Source organism: Pseudomonas koreensis, from assembly GCF_012986595.1.
GTDB classification, from domain to species: domain Bacteria; phylum Pseudomonadota; class Gammaproteobacteria; order Pseudomonadales; family Pseudomonadaceae; genus Aquipseudomonas; species Aquipseudomonas koreensis.
In genome coordinates this window covers 256968-276241 of sequence record NZ_JAAQYM010000003.1, presented here as the reverse complement: position 1 = coordinate 276241, position 19274 = coordinate 256968, and the positions used below count along the sequence as shown (strand labels likewise).

Here is a 19274-nt window from a genome sequence, read left to right as displayed (position 1 = left end):
TTGCCGCCGCACGGGACCTGAGCGATCCCGTGGGCATTACAGATTCCGAAGCCAGAGCGTGAATGAAAGTTCCTGACAATTGCCCACTGGTGTGTCGTCGTTCGGTTTTTAGAGGTTAGAATCGCCGCCTGTCCCAGAGTGTGTACTTATGTCCCAAGAGCTGACCACCGAACAGATTCAACAATCCCTGCAGGGCATCAGCGTGCCCGCGCAGCCGCAGATCATGGTGGATCTGCAAATGGAGCAGTACATGCCCGACCCGGACCTGGAGGTGATCGCCAAGCTGATCGCCCAGGATCCCGGTCTGTCCGGTTCTCTGCTGAAAATCGTCAATTCGCCTTATTACGGCCTGAGCAACAAGATCACTTCGATCCAGCGCGCCGTAAACCTGCTGGGCAGTCGTTCGATCATCAACCTGATCAACGCGCAGTCGATCAAGGGCGAGATGAACGACGACACCATCGTCACCCTCAACCGTTTCTGGGACACCGCCCAGGACGTGGCGATGACCTGCCTGACTCTGGCCAAGCGCATCGGCACCCAGGCGGGCGACGAGGCTTATGCCTTGGGCCTGTTCCACGATTGTGGCGTGCCGTTGATGCTGCAACGATTCCCCAACTACATGTCGGTGCTGGAAAAGGCCTACGCCAATGCCAGCGCCGAGTTCCGCGTGGTGGACACCGAAAACGCCGAGTTCAACACCAACCATTCGGTGGTCGGTTATTACACCGCCAAGTCGTGGCGTTTGCCGGAACACGTCAGTGCGGCCATCGCCAATCACCACAATGCGCTGGCGATTTTCAGCGATGAGTCGTCGCGCAACAGCCAGATGAAGAACCTGTTGGCGATCCTCAAGATGTCCGAGCACATCTGTGCGTCGTATCGGGTGCTGGGCAACCAGACCGAAGACCACGAGTGGAACAGCATCGGTGCGCTGATCCTCGATTACGTCGGGTTGTCGGATTACGACTTTGAAACGCTCAAACAAACGATCCGCGACCTCGGCGCGCATTGATTCGAGGACGTCATGCCTGAACTGCCGGAAGTCGAAACCACCCGCCGGGGCATTGCCCCGCACCTGGAAGGCCAGCGCGTCAGCCGAGTGATCGTGCGTGATCGCCGGCTGCGCTGGCCGATCCCCGAAGACCTCGATGTGCGCCTGTCCGGGCAGCGCATCGTGCTGGTCGAGCGGCGGGCCAAGTACCTGTTGATCAACGCCGAAGTCGGCACCTTGATCAGTCACCTCGGGATGTCGGGCAACCTGCGTCTGGTGGAAGTCGGGCTGCCGGCGTTGAAGCATGAGCACGTCGATATCGAGCTGGAATCCGGGCTGGCCCTGCGCTACACCGATCCGCGACGCTTCGGCGCGATGCTCTGGAGCACCGATCCGCTCAATCACGAATTGCTGATTCGCCTCGGGCCGGAGCCGCTGACCGATCTGTTCGACGGCGAACGTCTGTTCCAGCTGTCGCGCGGGCGCTCGATGGCGGTCAAGCCGTTCATCATGGACAACGTGGTGGTGGTCGGCGTCGGTAACATTTATGCGACCGAAGCGCTGTTCGCCGCCGGCATCGACCCGCGCCGTGAGGCCAAGAGCATCTCCCGGGCGCGTTATCTGAAGCTGGCGATCGAGATCAAACGCATCCTCGCCGCGGCCATCAAGCGTGGTGGCACCACGTTGCGCGACTTCATCGGTGGTGACGGGCAGCCGGGGTATTTCCAGCAGGAACTGTTTGTCTATGGCCGTGGCGGTGAGCACTGCAAGGTCTGCGGCACCGGCCTGCGCGAAGTGAAGCTCGGTCAGCGCGCCAGTGTGTTCTGCCCGCGCTGCCAGACCTGAGGCAAAAGGCTGAAAAAGTCCTACGGTCTATAGTGAGTTGTCTCACTGTTCAGCCCGAAGGATCGTGCCATGAAGCCCCTGCAAGTCCTGCTCATTGCGCTGCTGTTGTGTTCCAGTCTGCCGACCCGGGCGACGGAAGGCGGCAGCGGTGACCCCCGCTATGCGATTCAGAACCCTCCGGCCTACGCCATGATTGGCGACTTGCTGATCGCCCGCCCGTTGCTGGTGGTGGCGACGGTGCTGGGTGCCGGAGTGTTTGTGGTGTCTTTGCCGTTTACCGCGCTGGGTGGCCGAGTGGGCGATGCGGGGCAGGCGTTGGTGGTCGACCCGGCGAAAGCGGCGTTCGTGCGCTGCCTGGGGTGTACGGGGGAGGGGTTTGAGCAGCGGGAGTGAGCTGATCCAGAGTCAACGGTGTTTCTGATGGCCTCATCGCGGGCAAGCCCGCTCCCACAGGGATTTTGGCGTATACACGGTTAGTGTTTCACCACCGAAACCTGTGGGAGCGGGCTTGCCCGCGATGGCGTTGGATCAGGCGCTGATGGACTCAGGCCTTGCCGGTAATCTTGCGGTATTTCTCCATCAACTGTTCTTCAGTCTCCGGATGCGCTTCGTCCAGCGGAATGCAATCCACCGGGCAGACCTGCTGGCACTGTGGCTCGTCGTAGTGGCCGACGCACTGGGTGCACAGGTTCGGGTCGATCACATAGATCTCTTCGCCCTGGGAAATGGCGGCGTTCGGGCACTCGGGTTCGCAGACGTCGCAGTTGATGCAATCGTCGGTGATGATCAGGGACATGCTAACTCCAGCCGGGGCGGCAGGCCCGGGCGCTATAAATCAATGCGCGCAATTGTGCCGCATTGGCGCCCGCAGTGCACGCGGGCGCCGTTTGAACGGTCGTTACTTCTTGAAGCGTAGGGTCAGGGCATCGGCCACGGCCGGGTGCACGAACTTGCTGATATCGCCGCCCAGCGCCGCGATTTCCCGCACCAGGGTCGAGGAAATGAACGAATAACGCTCGGACGGGGTGAGAAACAGGCTCTCTACGTCCGGGGCCAGTTGACGGTTCATGTTGGCCAGCTGGAATTCGTATTCGAAGTCCGAAACCGCACGCAGGCCACGCAGGAACACATTGGCGTTCTGCTCCTTGGCGAAATGCGCCAGCAGCGTCGAGAAGCCGACCACTTCCACGTTCGGCAGGTGCTTGGTGACCTCGCGAGCCAGTTCGACCCGTTGTTCCAGCGGGAACAGCGGGTTTTTCTTGGGGCTGGCGGCGACCGCAATGATCACGTGATCGAACAGGCGCGAGGCGCGTTCGACCAGATCGCCATGGCCCTTGGTAATAGGGTCGAAGGTACCTGGGTACAACACTCGGTTCATCGCGTCGTCCTGGCGGGAGTCCGTTGGGGAGTCGGATGGTATCGCAGCCGTCCCGGTCGGCCAAGTCGCCTGTTGGGTAAGAAAGCACTATAGACGACGCGATAAACCGGTTTTTTCACGGATTTCTCAGCCGATCGGCGAGGGCCGTCGCCAACTGTGCGGTCAGGCCATACACCGACAATTGCGGGTTGGCGCCAATGCTGGTGGGGAACAGCGAGCCGTCGTGGATCGACAGATTGCTCAGTTGGTGATGTCGGCCGAGGCTGTCGGTGACGGCGTTTTTCGGGTCTTCGCCCATCGCACAACCGCCCATCACGTGGGCACTGCCCAGGCGCGTGCGGTACAGCTCAAGGCTCAAACCGTCGATCAGCGTGCGCACTTCGGCCAGGGTGTTCACGTAACGCGCATCGGCGTGCATCGGCATCACGGCTTTGGCGCCGCCGGCAAACTGGATCTCGGCCATGCTGTGAAAGGCGCGGCGCAAGCCTTCCCAGGCGTAAGGCGAGACCTGATAGTCGAGCACCGGCGAGCCATCACCGCGCAGTTCGACACTGCCGCCGGGGCTGTCCGGGTGGAAACCGTCGCGCAGCAGCGCCAACATCGCATGGGTGTGCGGCAGGTCCGCCATGTGTTCGGCGTTCTGGGTGCCGAAGCCGCCGAGCAACGTCGCCGCGAGCGCCGGCTGCAGCGGCGGCACTTCGAGTTTGTAGCCCATCGGCCCGCTGGTGCCGTCCTTCCACTGGAAATGGTCCGAGTAGATCGATTGCGGCGCGCCGTAGAACGGGTTGATCACCTCGTCGAACCGTCCGGCAGACATGTTCACCAGATGCAGGAAGGTGCGTTTGCCGAGGCGCTGATGCGGATCCGGCGCATCCGAGCGCAGCAGCAAGGCCGGGCTGTTGATGCCGCCGCCGGCCAGCACGTAATGCCGTGCCTTGACCGTGATTTTGCGTCCGGTGGGCGCGACGCAACGTTCGTCCATCGCCACGCATTGCAGGCCGGTGATGGTGTCGCCGTTGATCAACAGTTTTTCCGCACGGGCCAGATAGAGCAATTCGCCGCCCTTTTCCAGCGTCGCCGGAATGGTGGTGACCATCATCGATTGCTTGGCGTTGGTTGGGCAGCCCATGCCGCAGTAGCCGAGGTTCCAGCAGCCGCGCACGTTGCGCGGGATCACGTGCCAGCTGTAGCCGAGTTGCTCGCAGCCTTTGCGGATCACGTCGTTATTGGCGTTGGGCGGCACCATCCACGGCGCAACGCCCAGGCGTTGTTCCATTTTCTCGAACCACGGCGCCATCTCGGCCGGGCTGTGGCCTTTGACGTTGTGTTCCTTGGCCCAGTGTTCGAGGGTCGGCTCCGGGGTGCGGAAGCTCGAGGTCCAGTTGATCAGCGTGGTGCCGCCCACTGCACGGCCCTGGAGGATGGTGATTGCGCCGTCCTTGCTCATGCGGCCGATGCCTTCCTGATAGAGGCTGCTGTAGGCCTTATCTTCGAGCATCTTGAAGTCGGAACTGGTCTTGAGCGGGCCTTCTTCGATCAGCAGCACCTTATAGCCGGCGGCGCTGAGGATTTCTGCCGTGGTGCCGCCACCGGCGCCGCTGCCGATGATCGCCACGTCGGTTTGCAGCGTCAGATCGTCGGTCAGCTGTGCGCCGTTGTAGGTTTTCCAGCCACGGGCGAGGCCTTCGCGGAACGGGTCGGGTACGGGCATCGATCAGGTTCTCTTGTTCTTGTTGTTCTGGCGGCCCCTTCGTGAGCAGGCTCGCTCCCACCTAGAAACGCGGTTCAAATGTGGGAGCGAGCCTGCTCGCGAAGGGCGCGACTCGGTTTTAAACAGTAGGCGGGCCGGGGTAGCCGCAATGGCCCCAGGACTCGGCGCGGGTGTACCAGGCCATCATCACCATTTGCTGCAGGGAGCTGTGACCCATGCGCAGCAGGCTTAACGAGCTGTTCTGCCAGCGGTCGAGGAAGTGGCGCATGGCCTCCGGACTGGCGTTTTCCCAACTGCCCCAGATGCCGGTGAGCGGCCCGCGCGTGACGGCCATGCCCAGCACGTCGAACAGTTGCCGGGTGAGTTTGAGCATCTCCGGCGACAGGTGATCAAGGCTGTAGTCGAGCGACTTGAGGGTGCCATCGACGGCGCCGGGCATTTTTTCGGCCGCCACGGCGCCGTCGAGCATCACCGGAATCAAGGCGCGCAGGAACAACAGGTCGCCGTCGCGCAAAGTGGCGAAGCCGTTCGCCGCGACGCTCGATGAACAGCCACTGAGGCTCGCGCCAAGGCCGGCGGTGGCGAGGAACGCGGTGGCGCCGAGGCTGAATTTCAGCAGGCCACGGCGCGACAGGGCAGGTGTTTCGGTCAGGCTTGGGTGCATTGTTGTTATTACCCGGCGGTGACGACGATTAGCGGATGAACAGCTTCTGGATCAGTTTCTGAATCGATTTGCCGTACGGCGGGTAGATCAGCTTCGCCGCGTTGAAACGCTGTTTGATCAGCACGCCCTTGGCCTTACTGAAGGTCAGGAAGCCCTCATGGCCGTGATAGTGGCCCATGCCCGACGGGCCGATCCCGCCGAACGGCATGTCGTCCTGCGCCACATGCAGCAGGGTGTCGTTCAGGCACACGCCGCCGGAGTGGGTCTCGTGCAGCACGCGGTCCTGTTCGTGCTTGTCGTAGCCGAAGTAGTAAAGGGCCAGAGGACGAGGGCGCTGATTGATGTAGGCAAACGCCTGATCGAGGTCCTGATAAGGCACGATCGGCAGCAGCGGGCCGAAGATTTCGTCCTGCATCACGGTCATCTCGTCAGTGACGTTCAGCAGCAGGCTGTGCGGCATGCGCCGGCCCTGGCCCTGTTCGAACAGCGGGATCAGCAGCGCGCCCTTGCTGGTGGCGTCGCTGACATAACTGTTGAGCCGCGCCAGTTGGCGCTCATTGATGATCGCGGTGTAGTCCGGGTTGTCGGCGAGGGTCGGATAGAAACGGTTGACCACCTGACGATAGGCTTCGACGAACGCGCCGACGCGGTCTTGCGGCACCAGCACGTAGTCGGGGGCAACGCAGGTCTGGCCGGCATTCAGGGTTTTACCGAAGGCGATGCGTTCGGCGGCGTCCTTGAGCGGCACGTCGCGCGAGACGATGGCCGGGGATTTGCCGCCCAGTTCGAGGGTCACCGGGGTCAGGTTTTCCGCCGCAGCGCGCATCACGTGCTTGCCGATGCTGGTGGCGCCGGTGAACAGCAGGTGATCGAAGCGCAGACGGGAAAACGCCACGCCGACGTCCGATTCGCCGAGCACTACACACACCAGATCTTCGGGGAAAATTCGCGCCAGCAAGGCCTTGAGCAACAGCCCGGTGGCCGGCGTCGATTCGCTGAGCTTGAGCATCACCCGGTTGCCCGCCGCCAGTGCGCCGACCAGCGGGCCGATGGCCAGATACAACGGGTAGTTCCAGGGGACGATGATGCCGACCACGCCGAGCGGTTGATACACCACTTTTGCCGACGCCGGCTGAAAGGCCATGCCGACTTTGCGCCGCGAGGACTTCATCCAGCCCTTGAGGTGCCGACTGGCGTAATGAATGCCGTGCAGGCTGGGCATCAGCTCGGCGAGCAGGGTTTCATCGGCGCTGCGATGGCTGAAATCGGTGCTGATGGCGTCGACCAGGGCCTGGCGCTCATTGCTGAGCAAGTCGCGCAATGCCTTGAGCCATTGCTGACGCTGGGCCGCCGGTGGCATCGGGTTGGCGGCATAGGCGGCGCGCTGTGCCGCGAACAACCGATCAAGCTCTTCCAGTGGCTGTTGCAGCGTTTGCAGGTAAGCAATGTCGGCAGTCATCGTCGGCTCCGGATTTATTGTAGTGATGACTTTCTAGAGTCTATGCTCTAGAAAGTCAAATGACTTCCCGACACAGCTTTGTTTTATCCAATTCCGGTTAGGTCGTAAGATGCTCCTCACCGCACTCTGAATTAAAGCTCAAGCCATGGCCCCACGAATAAAAACCAGCGAGCGCATCGTGCAGAACAGCCTCGAACTGTTCAACCAGCAGGGCGAGCGCAGCATCAGCACCAACCACATCGCCGCGCACATGGAGATTTCTCCGGGCAACCTGTACTACCACTTCCCCAACAAGCAGGCGATCATCGCCGTGCTGTTCAGTGAGTACGAGAGCCTTGTGGACAGCTTTCTGCGCCCGCCGCAGGGGCGAGCCGCCACGGTCGAAGACAAGCGCTATTACCTCAAGGAACTGTTGTCGGCGATGTGGGGCTACCGTTTTCTGCATCGCGATCTGGAACACCTGCTCGACAGCGACCCGGACCTCGCCGCGCGCTACCGACGCTTCTCCCAGCGCTGCGTGATCCAGGGGATGGCGATCTACGAAGGTTTCGTCGCCGCCGGCATTCTCAAGATGGATCGGATGCAAATCGAATCCCTGACGATCAACGCCTGGATCATCCTCACGTCCTGGGTGCGCTTTCTGTGCACCACCCGGGAAAACTCCAACCACCTCAGCGAGCAGGCCATCAAGCGTGGCGTGTATCAGGTGCTGGTGCTGGAAGCCGGGTTCGTCACCGATCAGGCCCGCGAAGAGGTGAATGCCTTGTTTGACGAGTTCTACGTGCCGCTGGCCCAGGCCCTCGAGGAAGGGCGGTAATCATTTTCGAAGTCGCTCACAGGAGTCCGTTATGCCGATTGCGCAACTGATCAGCCCGAACGCACTGGATGCCCGCAAGGAGCAACCGGGGCTGGTGATTCTCGATTGTCGTTTTGCCCTCGAAGACCCGGACTACGGGCAGCGCAGTTACGCCGACGGGCACATTGCCGGCGCCCGTTTCGCCGATCTTGAGCGTGATCTCAGCGGCAAGGTGATCAAAGGCGTGACCGGGCGCCATCCGCTGCCCGAGCCGGCGGCGTTGATCGAGGGTCTGCAAGCGTGGGGCATCAATGCCGACAGTGATGTGGTTCTCTACGACGACGGCCCCGGCGCCTACGCGGCCCGCGCCTGGTGGCTGTTGGCGTGGCTGGGCAAGCGTGACGGTGTGTTCATTCTCGACGGCGGGCTCAAGGCCTGGCACGCGGCCGGTCTTCCGCTGAGTCTGGATGCGCCGTCGGTCAGCCGGGGCCACTTCAGCGGCAAACCGGATATGAACCTGTTGCTGAGCGCCGAACAATTGCAGCAACGCCTTGATCAGCCATCGCTGACGTTGCTCGACGCCCGGGCCTTGCCGCGCTTCAAGGGTGAGGTCGAGCCGATAGACCCGATTGCCGGGCACATTCCCGGCGCGCAATGCGCAGCCTTTACCGAGAACCTCGGCAGCGATGGGCGCTTTCTGCCGGCGGACGAACTCAAGCAACGCTTTGCCGCGAAACTCGCTGATCGCTCGCCGGCCGATCTGGTCGCCTATTGCGGCTCCGGGGTGACGGCCTGTCACAACCTGTTTGCGTTGTGTCTGGCGGGGTATCCGCTGGGTTCGCTGTATGCCGGGTCGTGGAGTGAGTGGATCAACGAGCCTGCTCGCGGGATTGCCACGGGCGAGTGAACCCACCTACCACATAGCCGTCGTGGGCGTCCGGGGCCCGCATCTTTCATTACGTCACGCCGGCCAGCCATTGCGGGATGCGTCGTTCCAGGTAGTAACCGGGCTGGCGGAACGTGCCATCGACAAAGCCGACATGCCCACCCTTGGCCTGCAGCTCGAACTGGGTGGTGGCGGACAGTTCCTCGGCCGTCGGCAGGCTGTGGGGGAACACGAATGGATCGTCGGCCGCCTGAATGATCAGGGTCGGGGTGCGGATCTCACCAAGAAAATAGCGACTCGACGCCCGCCGATAATAATCCTCGGCATCGGTAAAGCCGTGCAGCGGCGCGGTGACCCGGCCATCGAAGTCCCAAAAGGTGCGCATGTTTTCCAGCGAACCGAGCGCCGCCAGGGCTGCCAGGCCATCCTCGCGCCCGTCATGCTGGAACTGACGTTGTTTGTTCTTGATGTAGGCGACCATCTCGCGCATGAAGTGCGCCTGATAGACCTTGGAAAACCCTTTGCCAATGCGGTCTGCGCATTGATCGAGGCGAAACGGCACCGACACCGCCACCGCACCGAGCACGCCGCTGTCGTTACCGGTCTCGCCCAAGTGCTTGAGCAACACATTGCCGCCGAGGGAATAGCCGACCGCATACAACGGCGCCAGTGGCCGCTTGGCACGCAGGTGTTGCATGGCTTCGGCGAGGTCTTCGCTGGCACCGGAGTGGTAACTGCGCGGCAGCAGGTTGGGTTCGCCGGAGCAACCGCGCCAGTTAAGCGCGACACTGGCCCAGCCCTGCGCGGCGAGCGCGGCCTGGATCCCGGCGACGTAAGGCGAATTGGAGGAGCCGGTCAGCCCGTGCAGCACCAAAACCAACGGTGCCTCGGCGCTGTGCGGGCCGTACCAGTCGAGATCGAGGAAATCACCGTCGTCCAGCCACAGGCGTTCGCGTTGGCGATCTAGGTGCACGGTTTTGCGCCACAGCGGCCCCCACAAGGTTTGCAGGTGCGGATTGCCGAGGCCGAAGGCGGGGATGAAGCGTTCAGTTTCCAGAGGGCACACACCTTTTGTGGCGAGGGAGCTTGCTCCCGCTGGGGCGCGAAGCGGCCCTTTTTTGGGACTGCTGCGCAGTCCAGCGGGAGCAAGCTCCCTCGCCACAGGGTTGTTCAATACATTCAGTTGACTGCCATACGTTGCCACAACGCGTAGTACACCCGTCCGGATTTTTGCTCGCGGTGCAGGCGCCAGTTGCCCGGCAGGCCCAGCGTCGAAGGCGCGGTTTCGCTTTCAGTGTAGATCCACGAGTCGGGCGCCAGCCATTGGCGTTCTTCCAGCAGGGTGCAGACCGCGGGTAGCAGGTTCTGGTTGAACGGCGGATCGAGAAACACCAGATCGAACGGCGTAGCGACCTGGGTTTCCAGATAGCGCAGGGCGTCGGCAGTCTGTACCTGGCCGTTGGTGCAGCGCAGGGTGCCGAGGTGTTCCTTCAGGCTCGACACGGCAACGTTGCTGGCGTCCAGTGCCTGACCCATGGCCGCGCCACGGGACAGAGCTTCAAGAAACAGCGCGCCGCTGCCGGCGAACGGATCCAGCACCTTGGCCCCGGCCACATACGGCGCCAGCCAGTTGAACAGGGTTTCACGCACGCGGTCCGGCGTCGGGCGCAGGCCCGGGGCATCGGGGAAGCTCAGTTTGCGGCTGCGCCATTCGCCGCCGATGATGCGCAGCTGGTTCACACCGTTGTGGACGTTCTGCGCAGGTTTTTTAGGACGAGTAGCCATTAATGCTCCGGAACCCCGAGCGGTTGCTCGGCAGGTTTATCAGAAGGGGCCGGTAACGGCTTTTGCGGCACGGTCGGGCCAGCGCTGACGATGACCAGTTTGTCCGTGCTCAGGTGTTTGTTCATCGCGTCTTTGACCTGCTCGACAGTCAGGCTCTGGGACTGACGCATGAAGTCATCCAGATAGCTCAGCGGCAGATTATAGAAGCCCATGGCGCCCAGTTGGCCGACGATATCGGCGTTGCTCGCGGTGGACAGCGGGAAGCTGCCGGCCAGTTCGCGTTTGGCGTCGTCGAGTTCTTTCTGGGTCGGCCCCGTCTTCAGGTAGTCGGCGAGTACGTCCTGCACCAGTTTCAGGGTGCCTTCGCTCATTTCCGCGCGGGTCTGCAGGTTGATCATGAACGGGCCGCGGGCCTGCATCGGGCTGAACCCGGAATACACGCCGTAGGCCAGGCCGCGCTTCTCGCGCACTTCGCTCATCAGACGGGTACCGAAGCCGCCACCACCGAGGATCTGGTTGCCCATCGACAGTGCTGCGTAATCCGGGTCGTCACGGTCGATACCCAGTTGTGCGATCAGCAAGTTGGTCTGCTTGGACGGGAACTCGATGTGGCCGATGCTCGCCTTGGGCTCCTGCGGCTGGGCGATCTTCGCCAGCGCCGGGCCTTTTGGCAGGGCGCCGGAGACTTGGTTGGCAATGGCCTCGGCTTCGGCGCGAGACAGGTCGCCGACTAGGGCGATGACCACGTTGCCGGCGGCATAGGCCTTGGCGTGGAACTCACGCAGTTGCGCCAGGGTGATCTTCGGCACGCTCTGCGCATTGCCGTCGCTGGAGTGCGCGTACGGGTGGTCGCCGTACAGGCGCTTCATCAGTTCGAGGCTGGCGAGTTTGCCGGGGTTCTGTTTCTGGTATTCGAAACCGGCGAGCATCTGGTTCTTGATGCGTGCGAAAGAGTCGGCCGGGAATGTCGGTTTACCCACCACTTCGGAGAACAGCTTGAGTGCCGGCTCGCGCTTGTCGGCATCACTCAGGCTGCGCAGCGAAGCCAGCGCCATATCCTTGTAGGCTCCGTTGCCGAAATCCGCACCGAGGCCTTCGAAGCCCTGGGCGATGGCGCCGACGTCCTTGCCGGCCACGCCTTCGTTGAGCATGGCATTGGTCAGGACTGCCAGGCCCGGTGCATCGCCGTCCTGGCTGCTGCCGGCGGCGAAGATCAGGCGCATGTCGAACATCGGCAGCTCATGGGCTTCGACGAACAGCACCTTGGCGCCTTCGGCGGTGTTCCAGGTCTGTACGTCGAGCTTGCGGCTGGCCGGGGCCTTGCCGTCGAGTTCGGCCAGCGATTGCAGCTTCTGGCTGGTCTTGGCGTTGTCGAGGGCTTCGCTGGCGTCGGTTTTGACGCCGGGCATCAGATAAAACGCGGCGGAGCCGATTACCGCCACGGCGATCAAGCCGAGCAGCAGGCGTGGGGATTTGCGCTCACTCATGAGTCGTCTCCAGTGGCAGGACGTGGGCGACGCTGAGACGTTCGCGGGTGAAATACAGCTTGGCGGCGTTCTGGATATCTTGCGGGGTCACGCTTTCCAGGTCGGCCAGTTCGGTGTCCATCAGCTTCCATGAAAGACCGACGGTCTCCAGCTGGCCGATGGCGGTGGCCTGGCTGGTGATCGAATCACGCTCGAATACCAGGCCGGCAATCACTTGCGCACGCACGCGCTCCAGTTCTTCGGCGGACGGTGCGCTGGTTTTCAGCTGTTCCAGCAGCTTCCACAGACCGGCTTCAGCTTGCGCCATGGTCTTTTTCTTTTGGGTGTTCGGCGTTGCCGACAGGGTGAACAGGCTGTCGCCGCGGGTGTAGGCGTCGTAGCTCGACGAACCGCCGGACACCAGCTCTTCGCCACGCTCCAGTTGCGTCGGGATGCGCCCGCTGTAGCCGCCGTCGAGCAGCGCCGAGATCAGGCGCAGGGCGTTGACCGAGCGCTTGTCTTCAGCGGTGGCAATGCTTGGCACGTTGAAGCCGAGCATCAGGCTAGGCAGTTGAGTCTGTACATGCAGAGTGATCTGGCGTTCGCCGGGTTCGGCCAGTTCCAGCGGTTTTTTCGCCGGTGGCACGTCGCGCTTGGCGATCGGCCCGAAGTAGCGCTGGGCGAGGGTTTTCACTTCATCCGGGGTGACGTCGCCAACCACCACCAGCGTGGCATTGTTCGGCACATACCAAGACTGATACCAGTGGCGCAGCTCTTCGACCTTCATGCGGTCGAGGTCGGCCATCCAGCCGATGGTCGGTGTGTGGTAGCCGCTGGCCGGGTAAGCCATCACCCTGAAGCGTTCGTAGGCCTTGGACATCGGCTTGTCGTCGGTGCGCAGACGTCGCTCTTCCTTGATGACTTCGATTTCCTTGGCGAACTCGTCAGCCGGCAGGCGCAGATTGGCCATGCGGTCGGCTTCCAGTTCAAACGCTACGCCCAGGCGGTCGCGGGCCAGCACCTGGTAATAAGCGGTGAAGTCGTCGCTGGTGAACGCGTTCTCTTCGGCACCCAGGTCGCGCAGGATCAACGAGGCTTCGCCGGGACCGACTTTCTCGCTGCCCTTGAACATCATGTGCTCAAGCGCGTGGGACAGACCGGTCTGGCCCGGGGTTTCGTAGCTGGAACCGACCTTGTACCAGACTTGCGACACCACCACCGGCGCGCGATGGTCTTCGCGCACGACGACCTTGAGGCCGTTGTCGAGGGTGAATTCGTGGGTCGGTTGCGGGTCGGCCGCCAGGGCCGAAAGGGGCAGGCAGACTGTGCTGAGCAGCAGGCCTGCAGCGCGGCGGGCTAGAGCATTCATTCGTTTTTTAACCTGTTGGGCTGCCCGCTTGGTCTTAGCCTAGGCGGGCGAGGAGGTGCTAGGATACTGATCCGTTTTACCGGCGACCACGTCTATCAGGATTTCAGGCCTGATGCGGCTGTATAGGTTGGCGGCAGAAAGCTGCGGTTTATCGACTAGACTTCGCTTTTTCGCCGATTTTTCCGGTTTAGTCCTTCGTTAATACGAATCTTTGAGGTGCCGCTGGCGCCTCGACAAAATGTTGCGCGTGAACAAGCTGGATGAAACACAGTCTGTTCTGCATCGAATATTTATTTGCCGGGGCGCCCTTATGGCGCGTCGCTACCGTGAGATAGCCGTCCTCCATGTTTGGTTCCAACGACGACAAGAAGACCCCAGCTGCGGCTGGCGAGAAGAAAAGCCTGTTCGGATGGCTGCGTAAGAAACCGCAGGAACCCGTCGTCGAACAGCCGCCCGTGATGCCTGAGCCGGCGCCGACGCCAGCGCCGGCTATAGAAGAAGAGCCAGCGCCGGTCGTTCTGCCGATTGCCGAGCCGGTGCTGCAACCGGTTGAGCCTGAGCCCGAGCCTGAAACCCCGGTGGCGGCCGAGCTGCCACTGACCCCGGCTGCCGAGCCGTGGCTGACCTTGCCAGTGGCAGAAGAGCCGGTGGCACTGGTCGAAGAGGCCGCGCCGCATGTGACGCCGCCGATTCCTGCAGCTGCCGCGTTCGTCCCTGACGTTGCGCCGGCGTCTGTGGTTGAGCCCGTTGTCGAGCCTGCGCCGGTTGCTCCTGAACCCGCGGCCCCGGTGTTCGTTGCCCCGGTTGCGCCGGTCGTTCAGCCGCCCGAGCCTGCACCTGCACCTGCACCTGCACCTGCACCTGCACCGGTTGCCGTCGCTCCCGCCGTGCCCGTCGAAGTGCAGGCTGAGGCCCCCGTCGAAGCGCCGCGCACCGAAGAAAGCAAAGTCGGCTTCTTCGCCCGTCTCAAGCAAGGCCTGTCGAAAACCAGCGCCAGCATCGGCGAGGGCATGGCCAGCCTGTTTCTCGGCCGCAAAACCATCGATGACGATTTGCTCGATGAGCTCGAAACCCGTCTGCTGACCGCTGACGTTGGTGTCGAAGCCACCACGCAGATCATCCAGCGCCTGACCCAGAAAGTCGCTCGCAAGGAACTCGCCGACGCCGATGCGTTGTACAAATCCCTGCAGGCCGAGCTGGCGGCGATGCTCAAACCGGTCGAACAGCCGCTGAAAATCGCCTCGCAGACCAAGCCGTTCGTGATTCTGGTGGTTGGCGTCAACGGCGCCGGCAAGACCACCACCATCGGCAAACTGGCGAAGAAGCTGCAACTCGAAGGCAAGAAAGTCATGCTGGCTGCCGGTGACACCTTCCGCGCCGCTGCCGTTGAGCAACTGCAGGTGTGGGGTGAGCGCAACAAGATTCCGGTGATCGCCCAGCACACTGGCGCCGACTCCGCTTCGGTGATCTTCGACGCCGTGCAGGCCGCCAAGGCCCGTGGCATCGACGTGCTGATCGCCGACACCGCCGGTCGTCTGCACACCAAAGACAACCTGATGGAAGAACTGAAGAAAGTTCGCCGGGTGATCGGCAAGCTCGACGCCGACGCGCCGCACGAAGTGCTGCTGGTGCTCGACGCCGGTACCGGTCAGAACGCCATCAACCAGGCCAAGCAATTCAACCAGACCGTCGAACTGACCGGCCTGGCGCTGACCAAGCTCGACGGCACCGCCAAGGGCGGGGTGATTTTCGCCCTGGCCAAGCAGTTTGGTCTGCCGATCCGCTACATCGGCGTCGGTGAAGGCATCGACGATCTGCGCACCTTTGAAGCCGAACCCTTTGTCCAGGCATTGTTTGCCGAGCGGGAGCGTTCATGATTCGTTTCGAACAGGTCGGTAAACGCTACCCGAACGGTCACGTCGGCTTGCATGAGCTGAGCTTTCGAGTCCGTCGTGGCGAGTTTCTGTTTGTCACCGGTCACTCCGGTGCCGGTAAATCCACCCTGTTGCGCCTGTTGCTGGCGATGGAACGTCCGACCAGCGGCAAACTGCTGCTGGCCGGGCAAGACCTGAGCACCATCAGCAACGCGCAGATTCCGTTCCTGCGCCGGCAGATCGGCGTGGTGTTCCAGAACCACCAGTTGCTGTTCGATCGCACGGTGTTCAACAACGTCGCCTTGCCGCTGCAGATCCTCGGGCTGTCCAAGGCCGAGATCGCCAAGCGCGTCGACTCGGCGCTGGAGCGTGTGGCACTGTCGGATAAAACCGATCTGTACCCGGGCGACCTGTCCACCGGTCAGCAACAGCGCGTCGGCATCGCCCGCGCCATCGTTCACCGTCCGGCCCTGCTGCTGGCGGACGAACCGACCGGTAACCTCGACCCGCGTCTGGCAGCCGAGATCATGGGCGTGTTCGAAGACATCAACCGGCTGGGCACCAGCGTGCTGATCGCCAGTCACGACCTGGCGCTGATTGCGCGCATGCGCCACCGCATGCTGACCCTGCAACGCGGCCGATTGATCGGCGACGGGGAGGCCGGCGTATGAGTGCGACACGCAGTCCAAAGGTTTCCGAGCGCGTGGCCCCGAAGGCCGCCGATCCGCAACCGCCGAAGAAGAAAAAGCACGACGAAGACGACGGTCCGGATTTCTCCACGCTGTTGCGTTCGTGGATCGAAAGTCACCGCGCCAGCCTGCTCGACAGCCTGCGTCGCCTCGGCAAGCAGCCGATCGGCAGCTTCTTCACCTGCATGGTGATGGCCGTGGCGCTGAGTCTGCCGATGGGCCTGTCGCTGCTGATCAACAACGTCGAGCGTCTCGGTGGTTCGTGGCAGCGTGCGGCGCAGATTTCGCTGTACCTGCAACTCGATGCCACGCCGGCGCAGGGCGAGTCGTTGCGCGAGCAGATCAAAGGCATGCCCGGCGTGGCTGATGCTGAATATGTCGGTCGCGATCAGGCGCTGGAAGAGTTCCAGCAGCAGTCCGGTCTGGGCGAAGCCCTGCGCGAGCTGCCGGAGAACCCGCTGCCGGGTGTGGTGCTGGTGACCCCGAACGAGGTCGACAAGCCGACCCTGGAAGCATTAAGACAAAAACTTTCCGAGCTGCCCAAGGTACAACAGGCGCAACTTGATCTAGTCTGGGTCGAGCGTCTGGCCGCCATCCTCAAGCTCGGTGACCGGTTTGTCTTCGGTCTGACCGTGCTTTTGGTTTCTGCATTACTTTTGGTGATAGGCAATACCATTCGTCTTCATATTGAAAACCGCCGCACCGAGATAGAAGTGATTAAACTCGTCGGCGGCACTGACAGCTATGTGCGTCGCCCTTTCCTTTATATGGGCGCGTTGTATGGCTTCGGTGCGGGTGTCCTGTCCTGGGGAGTGCTGGCGTTTGGCCTTAACTGGCTGAACGACGCGGTGGTAGGATTGGCCGGCTTGTACGGCAGTGATTTCGCCCTGGCCGGAGTGCCAGCTGCCGACGGTCTGTCGCTCTTGCTTGGCGCGGTGCTGTTGGGTTATATCGGTGCATGGATTGCAGTCGCGCGTCATCTCAGGGAGCTGGCGCCGAAGTAGAATCTTTTTTGCGCGTGATTGGCCTTGTGGTTTTTTGGGAACTTGTACCTGAGTTCCCGGTCAATTTTTCGCAGTGCTGAAAGGCACGAGTATGTAAGTCGGAGGTTTTTTCGCATGACCAATTCTTTGCAACCTGCGTACGCGTTGGTTCCGGGTGCGAACCTGGAAGCCTATGTGCACACCGTCAACAGCATTCCATTGCTGACGCCGGAGCAGGAGCGTGAACTGGCCGAGAGTCTCTACTATGAGCAGGATTTGGGGGCGGCTCGGCAGATGGTGCTCGCCCACCTGCGATTTGTTGTTCACATCGCCCGTAGCTATTCCGGCTACGGTCTGGCTCAGGCTGACCTGATCCAGGAAGGCAACGTCGGCCTGATGAAGGCCGTGAAGCGCTTCAACCCGGAAATGGGTGTGCGTCTGGTGTCGTTCGCCGTGCACTGGATCAAGGCGGAAATTCACGAGTTCATCCTGCGCAACTGGCGCATTGTGAAAGTCGCGACCACCAAGGCCCAGCGCAAGCTGTTCTTCAACCTGCGCAGCCAGAAGAAACGTCTGGCGTGGCTGAACAACGAGGAAGTCCACCGTGTGGCGGAAAGCCTCGGCGTCGAGCCGCGGGAAGTGCGCGAGATGGAAAGTCGCCTGACCGGCCATGACATGGCCTTCGACCCGGCCGCGGAAGCGGACGACGACAGTGCTTTCCAGTCGCCGGCCAACTATCTGGAAGACCACCGGTACGACCCGGCGCGTCAGCTGGAAGATGCCGACTGGAGCGACAACTCCAATCACAACCTGCACGAAGCGCTGGAAGTGCTGGACGAACGTAGCCGTGACATCCTCTACCAGCGCTGGCTGGCAGAAGAGAAAGCCACGCTGCACGACTTGGCACAGAAGTACAACGTGTCGGCCGAGCGGATCCGTCAGCTCGAGAAGAGCGCGATGAACAAGCTCAAGTTGTCGATCGCCGCATAACCGGCGCTCAGGCAATAAAAAAACGCCCCGATCAGCGATGATAGGGGCGTTTTCGTTTAGAAGATCAAAAGATCGCAGTCTTCGGCAGCTCCTACAGGTGAAATGCAATTCCCTGTAGGAGCTGCCGAAGGCTGCGATCTTTTGCTTTATGGCATCACTGCGCCCAAGGTGCCCGACGCGAATCGTTGAGCCCCAGCAGATAACTGGTCCCGCCCAACTGACTCATCTGCTGCCGGATCCAGCCGGCCCGGCGCGACACATACGCCGTTGGATGGCTGGCGCTCCACACTCGCGGATTCGGCAATACTGCCGCCAGATAACTCGCCTGCTGCCGTGACAGTGACTTCGCGCTCACACCAAAGTGATGGCGGGCCGCCGCTTCGGCACCAAACACCCCGTCATCCCACTCGACGCTGTTCAGATACACCTCAAGAATCCGCTGCTTGGGCCAGAGCACTTCGATCAGAGCGGTAAACCAGGCCTCCAGGCCTTTGCGCAGATAGCTGCGCCCCGACCACAGGAACAGGTTCTTCGACACTTGTTGGCTCAACGTACTGGCGCCGCGAATCGAGCCGCCGAGTTCGTTGTGGGCCAGCGCGGCCTGGATCGCGCCGAAGTCAAAGCCCCAGTGTTCGGGAAACTTCTGGTCTTCGCCGGCCATGACCGCGACTTTGAGGTCGTCGGAAATCTCGTCCCACGGTTTCCAGGTGCGCTGCAGGTCAATCGGCTCGCCGTCGACCCAGGATTCGACCTTGCGCTCGACCATCAGCGCCGTCCCCGGCGGCGGTACGAAGCGAAACAGCAGGACCAGCAATACGCTGCCGCCCGCGAACCAGAGCAGGGCCTTCGTGAGACGACGCAAAAAAGTACGCAGCATAGAGATGGCTTGGCCGAACCGATAGAGCGAGCCATTATACAGACCCTGCCGAACGAGTCTGACTGGAGTTCCCATGCTGCGTGGCTTTCTGATGCTGGCCGCTTTCTTTGGTTTTACCGGTGTCGCCCTTGGCGCATTCGCCGCCCATGCCTTGAAAAGTCGCCTGACCCCCGAGTACCTGGCGATCTTCCAAACCGGCGTGACCTATCAACTGGTGCACACCCTGGCGCTGTTCGGTGTGGCGCTGCTGGCGACGCAGATTCAGGGGCGGCTGGTGACATGGGCCGGTGCCTCGTTCACCGTCGGCATCCTGTTGTTCTCCGGCAGCCTGTACCTGCTGAGCACCACCGGCATCAGCAAGCTCGGCATCATCACCCCGTTCGGCGGCCTGGCGTTTCTGGTGGGCTGGCTGTGTCTGGGCCTTGCCGCCTGGCGCCTGACCTGAGCCTGGCGCCAACTTGTAGCAGCTGCCGAAGGCTGCGATCTTTCGCCGTTGTCTTTCAAGAT

At 62.1% G+C, this 19274-nt stretch carries 20 protein-coding genes; 10 read left to right on the top strand and 10 right to left on the bottom strand.

Features of this window, described 5'->3' with window-relative positions:
* The first annotated feature begins 202 nt into the window (after positions 1–202).
* The 3 genes from HBN98_RS10790 (at position 203) to HBN98_RS10780 (ending at position 2233) form a co-directional block, all read left to right on the top strand.
* Positions 203–1015, top strand: coding sequence for an HDOD domain-containing protein (locus HBN98_RS10790; protein ID WP_162276306.1), 813 nt, complete (start codon positions 203–205; stop codon positions 1013–1015).
* 12 nt (positions 1016–1027) lie between these two features.
* On the top strand, positions 1028–1840 hold the full coding sequence (gene mutM, locus HBN98_RS10785) for a bifunctional DNA-formamidopyrimidine glycosylase/DNA-(apurinic or apyrimidinic site) lyase (protein ID WP_083367649.1): 813 nt from the start codon (positions 1028–1030) through the stop codon (positions 1838–1840).
* A gap of 69 nt (positions 1841–1909) precedes the next feature.
* Positions 1910–2233, top strand: coding sequence for a multidrug transporter (locus HBN98_RS10780; protein WP_083367650.1), 324 nt, complete (start codon positions 1910–1912; stop codon positions 2231–2233).
* 151 nt (positions 2234–2384) lie between these two features.
* On the opposite strand, the gene HBN98_RS10775 is transcribed toward HBN98_RS10780, so the two are convergent.
* From HBN98_RS10775 to HBN98_RS10755, 5 genes are all read right to left on the bottom strand, one after another.
* Positions 2385–2636, bottom strand: coding sequence for a YfhL family 4Fe-4S dicluster ferredoxin (locus HBN98_RS10775; RefSeq protein ID WP_003195146.1), 252 nt, complete (start codon positions 2634–2636; stop codon positions 2385–2387).
* 102 nt (positions 2637–2738) lie between these two features.
* The gene (coaD, locus tag HBN98_RS10770) at positions 2739–3218 is read right to left on the bottom strand and encodes a pantetheine-phosphate adenylyltransferase (protein ID WP_003229157.1); all 480 of its coding nucleotides are present in this window, start codon (positions 3216–3218) and stop codon (positions 2739–2741) included.
* Between the two features lie 115 nt (positions 3219–3333).
* Positions 3334–4929 carry a GMC family oxidoreductase gene (locus tag HBN98_RS10765; RefSeq protein WP_083367651.1) on the bottom strand — a complete coding sequence of 532 codons (1596 nt, stop codon included), beginning with the start codon at positions 4927–4929 and terminating at the stop codon, positions 3334–3336.
* A gap of 118 nt (positions 4930–5047) precedes the next feature.
* Positions 5048–5593: a twin-arginine translocation pathway signal protein gene (locus HBN98_RS10760; RefSeq protein WP_083367652.1), complete on the bottom strand. Its 546-nt coding sequence runs from the start codon at positions 5591–5593 to the stop codon at positions 5048–5050.
* Between the two features lie 28 nt (positions 5594–5621).
* Complete coding sequence (locus HBN98_RS10755; protein ID WP_083367653.1) at positions 5622–7052, bottom strand: coniferyl aldehyde dehydrogenase; 1431 nt, start codon at positions 7050–7052, stop codon at positions 5622–5624.
* A gap of 145 nt (positions 7053–7197) precedes the next feature.
* Here HBN98_RS10755 and HBN98_RS10750 point away from each other — a divergent pair, with 145 nt between their 5' ends.
* Together HBN98_RS10750 and HBN98_RS10745 are read left to right on the top strand one after the other, a co-directional pair.
* Entirely contained in the window at positions 7198–7869 is a 672-nt protein-coding gene (locus HBN98_RS10750; RefSeq protein ID WP_083367654.1) for a TetR/AcrR family transcriptional regulator, read from the top strand.
* Positions 7870–7900: 31 nt separating this feature from the next.
* Entirely contained in the window at positions 7901–8755 is an 855-nt protein-coding gene (locus HBN98_RS10745) for a sulfurtransferase (RefSeq protein ID WP_083367655.1), read from the top strand.
* Between the two features lie 49 nt (positions 8756–8804).
* On the opposite strand, the gene HBN98_RS10740 is transcribed toward HBN98_RS10745, so the two are convergent.
* The 4 genes from HBN98_RS10740 to HBN98_RS10725 all read right to left on the bottom strand — a co-directional run bounded on the left by HBN98_RS10740 (position 8805) and on the right by HBN98_RS10725 (position 13354).
* Positions 8805–9800 (bottom strand): hydrolase, encoded by a 996-nt coding sequence (locus tag HBN98_RS10740; RefSeq protein ID WP_083367656.1) that lies wholly within the window; start codon positions 9798–9800, stop codon positions 8805–8807.
* A 113-nt stretch (positions 9801–9913) separates the two neighbouring features.
* Positions 9914–10519 carry a 16S rRNA (guanine(966)-N(2))-methyltransferase RsmD gene (rsmD, locus tag HBN98_RS10735; RefSeq protein ID WP_083367657.1) on the bottom strand — a complete coding sequence of 202 codons (606 nt, stop codon included), beginning with the start codon at positions 10517–10519 and terminating at the stop codon, positions 9914–9916.
* Positions 10519–12006: a M16 family metallopeptidase gene (locus tag HBN98_RS10730; protein ID WP_083367658.1), complete on the bottom strand. Its 1488-nt coding sequence runs from the start codon at positions 12004–12006 to the stop codon at positions 10519–10521. The genes rsmD and HBN98_RS10730 overlap by 1 nt, the downstream gene beginning before the upstream one ends.
* Positions 11999–13354, bottom strand: a complete 1356-nt coding sequence (locus HBN98_RS10725; RefSeq protein ID WP_083367659.1) for a M16 family metallopeptidase — start codon at positions 13352–13354, stop codon at positions 11999–12001. The genes HBN98_RS10730 and HBN98_RS10725 overlap by 8 nt, the downstream gene beginning before the upstream one ends.
* Positions 13355–13698: 344 nt before the next feature.
* Between HBN98_RS10725 and ftsY the strand changes: the two genes are divergently transcribed.
* The 4 genes from ftsY (at position 13699) to rpoH (ending at position 17890) form a co-directional block, all read left to right on the top strand.
* Positions 13699–15231, top strand: coding sequence for a signal recognition particle-docking protein FtsY (gene ftsY, locus HBN98_RS10720; RefSeq protein WP_083367660.1), 1533 nt, complete (start codon positions 13699–13701; stop codon positions 15229–15231).
* Complete coding sequence (gene ftsE / locus HBN98_RS10715) at positions 15228–15899, top strand: cell division ATP-binding protein FtsE (RefSeq protein WP_003229148.1); 672 nt, start codon at positions 15228–15230, stop codon at positions 15897–15899. Before ftsY ends, ftsE begins: the two co-directional genes overlap by 4 nt.
* The gene (gene ftsX, locus HBN98_RS10710; RefSeq protein ID WP_064589660.1) at positions 15896–16921 is read left to right on the top strand and encodes a permease-like cell division protein FtsX; all 1026 of its coding nucleotides are present in this window, start codon (positions 15896–15898) and stop codon (positions 16919–16921) included. The genes ftsE and ftsX overlap by 4 nt, the downstream gene beginning before the upstream one ends.
* A 114-nt stretch (positions 16922–17035) precedes the next feature.
* Positions 17036–17890, top strand: coding sequence for an RNA polymerase sigma factor RpoH (gene rpoH, locus HBN98_RS10705; RefSeq protein WP_003229146.1), 855 nt, complete (start codon positions 17036–17038; stop codon positions 17888–17890).
* Positions 17891–18044: 154 nt separating this feature from the next.
* Here the strand turns inward: rpoH and mtgA are convergent, their stop codons facing one another.
* Entirely contained in the window at positions 18045–18767 is a 723-nt protein-coding gene (gene mtgA, locus HBN98_RS10700) for a monofunctional biosynthetic peptidoglycan transglycosylase (RefSeq protein ID WP_064589659.1), read from the bottom strand.
* A 73-nt stretch (positions 18768–18840) separates the two neighbouring features.
* Here mtgA and HBN98_RS10695 point away from each other — a divergent pair, with 73 nt between their 5' ends.
* Positions 18841–19212: a DUF423 domain-containing protein gene (locus HBN98_RS10695; protein WP_064589658.1), complete on the top strand. Its 372-nt coding sequence runs from the start codon at positions 18841–18843 to the stop codon at positions 19210–19212.
* Positions 19213–19274: the final 62 nt, after the last annotated feature.

What these genes read in the sequence shown, in the direction of transcription:
- mutM (WP_083367649.1), top strand. Translation starts at nt 1,028, where the DNA reads ATGCCTGAACTGCCGGAAGTCGAAACCACCCGCCGGGGCATTGCCCCG.
- HBN98_RS10780 (WP_083367650.1), top strand. Translation starts at nt 1,910, where the DNA reads ATGAAGCCCCTGCAAGTCCTGCTCATTGCGCTGCTGTTGTGTTCCAGT.
- HBN98_RS10775 (WP_003195146.1), bottom strand. Translation starts at nt 2,636, where the DNA reads ATGTCCCTGATCATCACCGACGATTGCATCAACTGCGACGTCTGCGAA.
- coaD (WP_003229157.1), bottom strand. Translation starts at nt 3,218, where the DNA reads ATGAACCGAGTGTTGTACCCAGGTACCTTCGACCCTATTACCAAGGGC.
- HBN98_RS10765 (WP_083367651.1), bottom strand. Translation starts at nt 4,929, where the DNA reads ATGCCCGTACCCGACCCGTTCCGCGAAGGCCTCGCCCGTGGCTGGAAA.
- HBN98_RS10760 (WP_083367652.1), bottom strand. Translation starts at nt 5,593, where the DNA reads ATGCACCCAAGCCTGACCGAAACACCTGCCCTGTCGCGCCGTGGCCTG.
- HBN98_RS10755 (WP_083367653.1), bottom strand. Translation starts at nt 7,052, where the DNA reads ATGACTGCCGACATTGCTTACCTGCAAACGCTGCAACAGCCACTGGAA.
- HBN98_RS10750 (WP_083367654.1), top strand. Translation starts at nt 7,198, where the DNA reads ATGGCCCCACGAATAAAAACCAGCGAGCGCATCGTGCAGAACAGCCTC.
- HBN98_RS10745 (WP_083367655.1), top strand. Translation starts at nt 7,901, where the DNA reads ATGCCGATTGCGCAACTGATCAGCCCGAACGCACTGGATGCCCGCAAG.
- rsmD (WP_083367657.1), bottom strand. Translation starts at nt 10,519, where the DNA reads ATGGCTACTCGTCCTAAAAAACCTGCGCAGAACGTCCACAACGGTGTG.
- HBN98_RS10730 (WP_083367658.1), bottom strand. Translation starts at nt 12,006, where the DNA reads ATGAGTGAGCGCAAATCCCCACGCCTGCTGCTCGGCTTGATCGCCGTG.
- HBN98_RS10725 (WP_083367659.1), bottom strand. Translation starts at nt 13,354, where the DNA reads ATGAATGCTCTAGCCCGCCGCGCTGCAGGCCTGCTGCTCAGCACAGTC.
- ftsY (WP_083367660.1), top strand. Translation starts at nt 13,699, where the DNA reads ATGTTTGGTTCCAACGACGACAAGAAGACCCCAGCTGCGGCTGGCGAG.
- ftsE (WP_003229148.1), top strand. Translation starts at nt 15,228, where the DNA reads ATGATTCGTTTCGAACAGGTCGGTAAACGCTACCCGAACGGTCACGTC.
- ftsX (WP_064589660.1), top strand. Translation starts at nt 15,896, where the DNA reads ATGAGTGCGACACGCAGTCCAAAGGTTTCCGAGCGCGTGGCCCCGAAG.
- rpoH (WP_003229146.1), top strand. Translation starts at nt 17,036, where the DNA reads ATGACCAATTCTTTGCAACCTGCGTACGCGTTGGTTCCGGGTGCGAAC.
- mtgA (WP_064589659.1), bottom strand. Translation starts at nt 18,767, where the DNA reads ATGCTGCGTACTTTTTTGCGTCGTCTCACGAAGGCCCTGCTCTGGTTC.
- HBN98_RS10695 (WP_064589658.1), top strand. Translation starts at nt 18,841, where the DNA reads ATGCTGCGTGGCTTTCTGATGCTGGCCGCTTTCTTTGGTTTTACCGGT.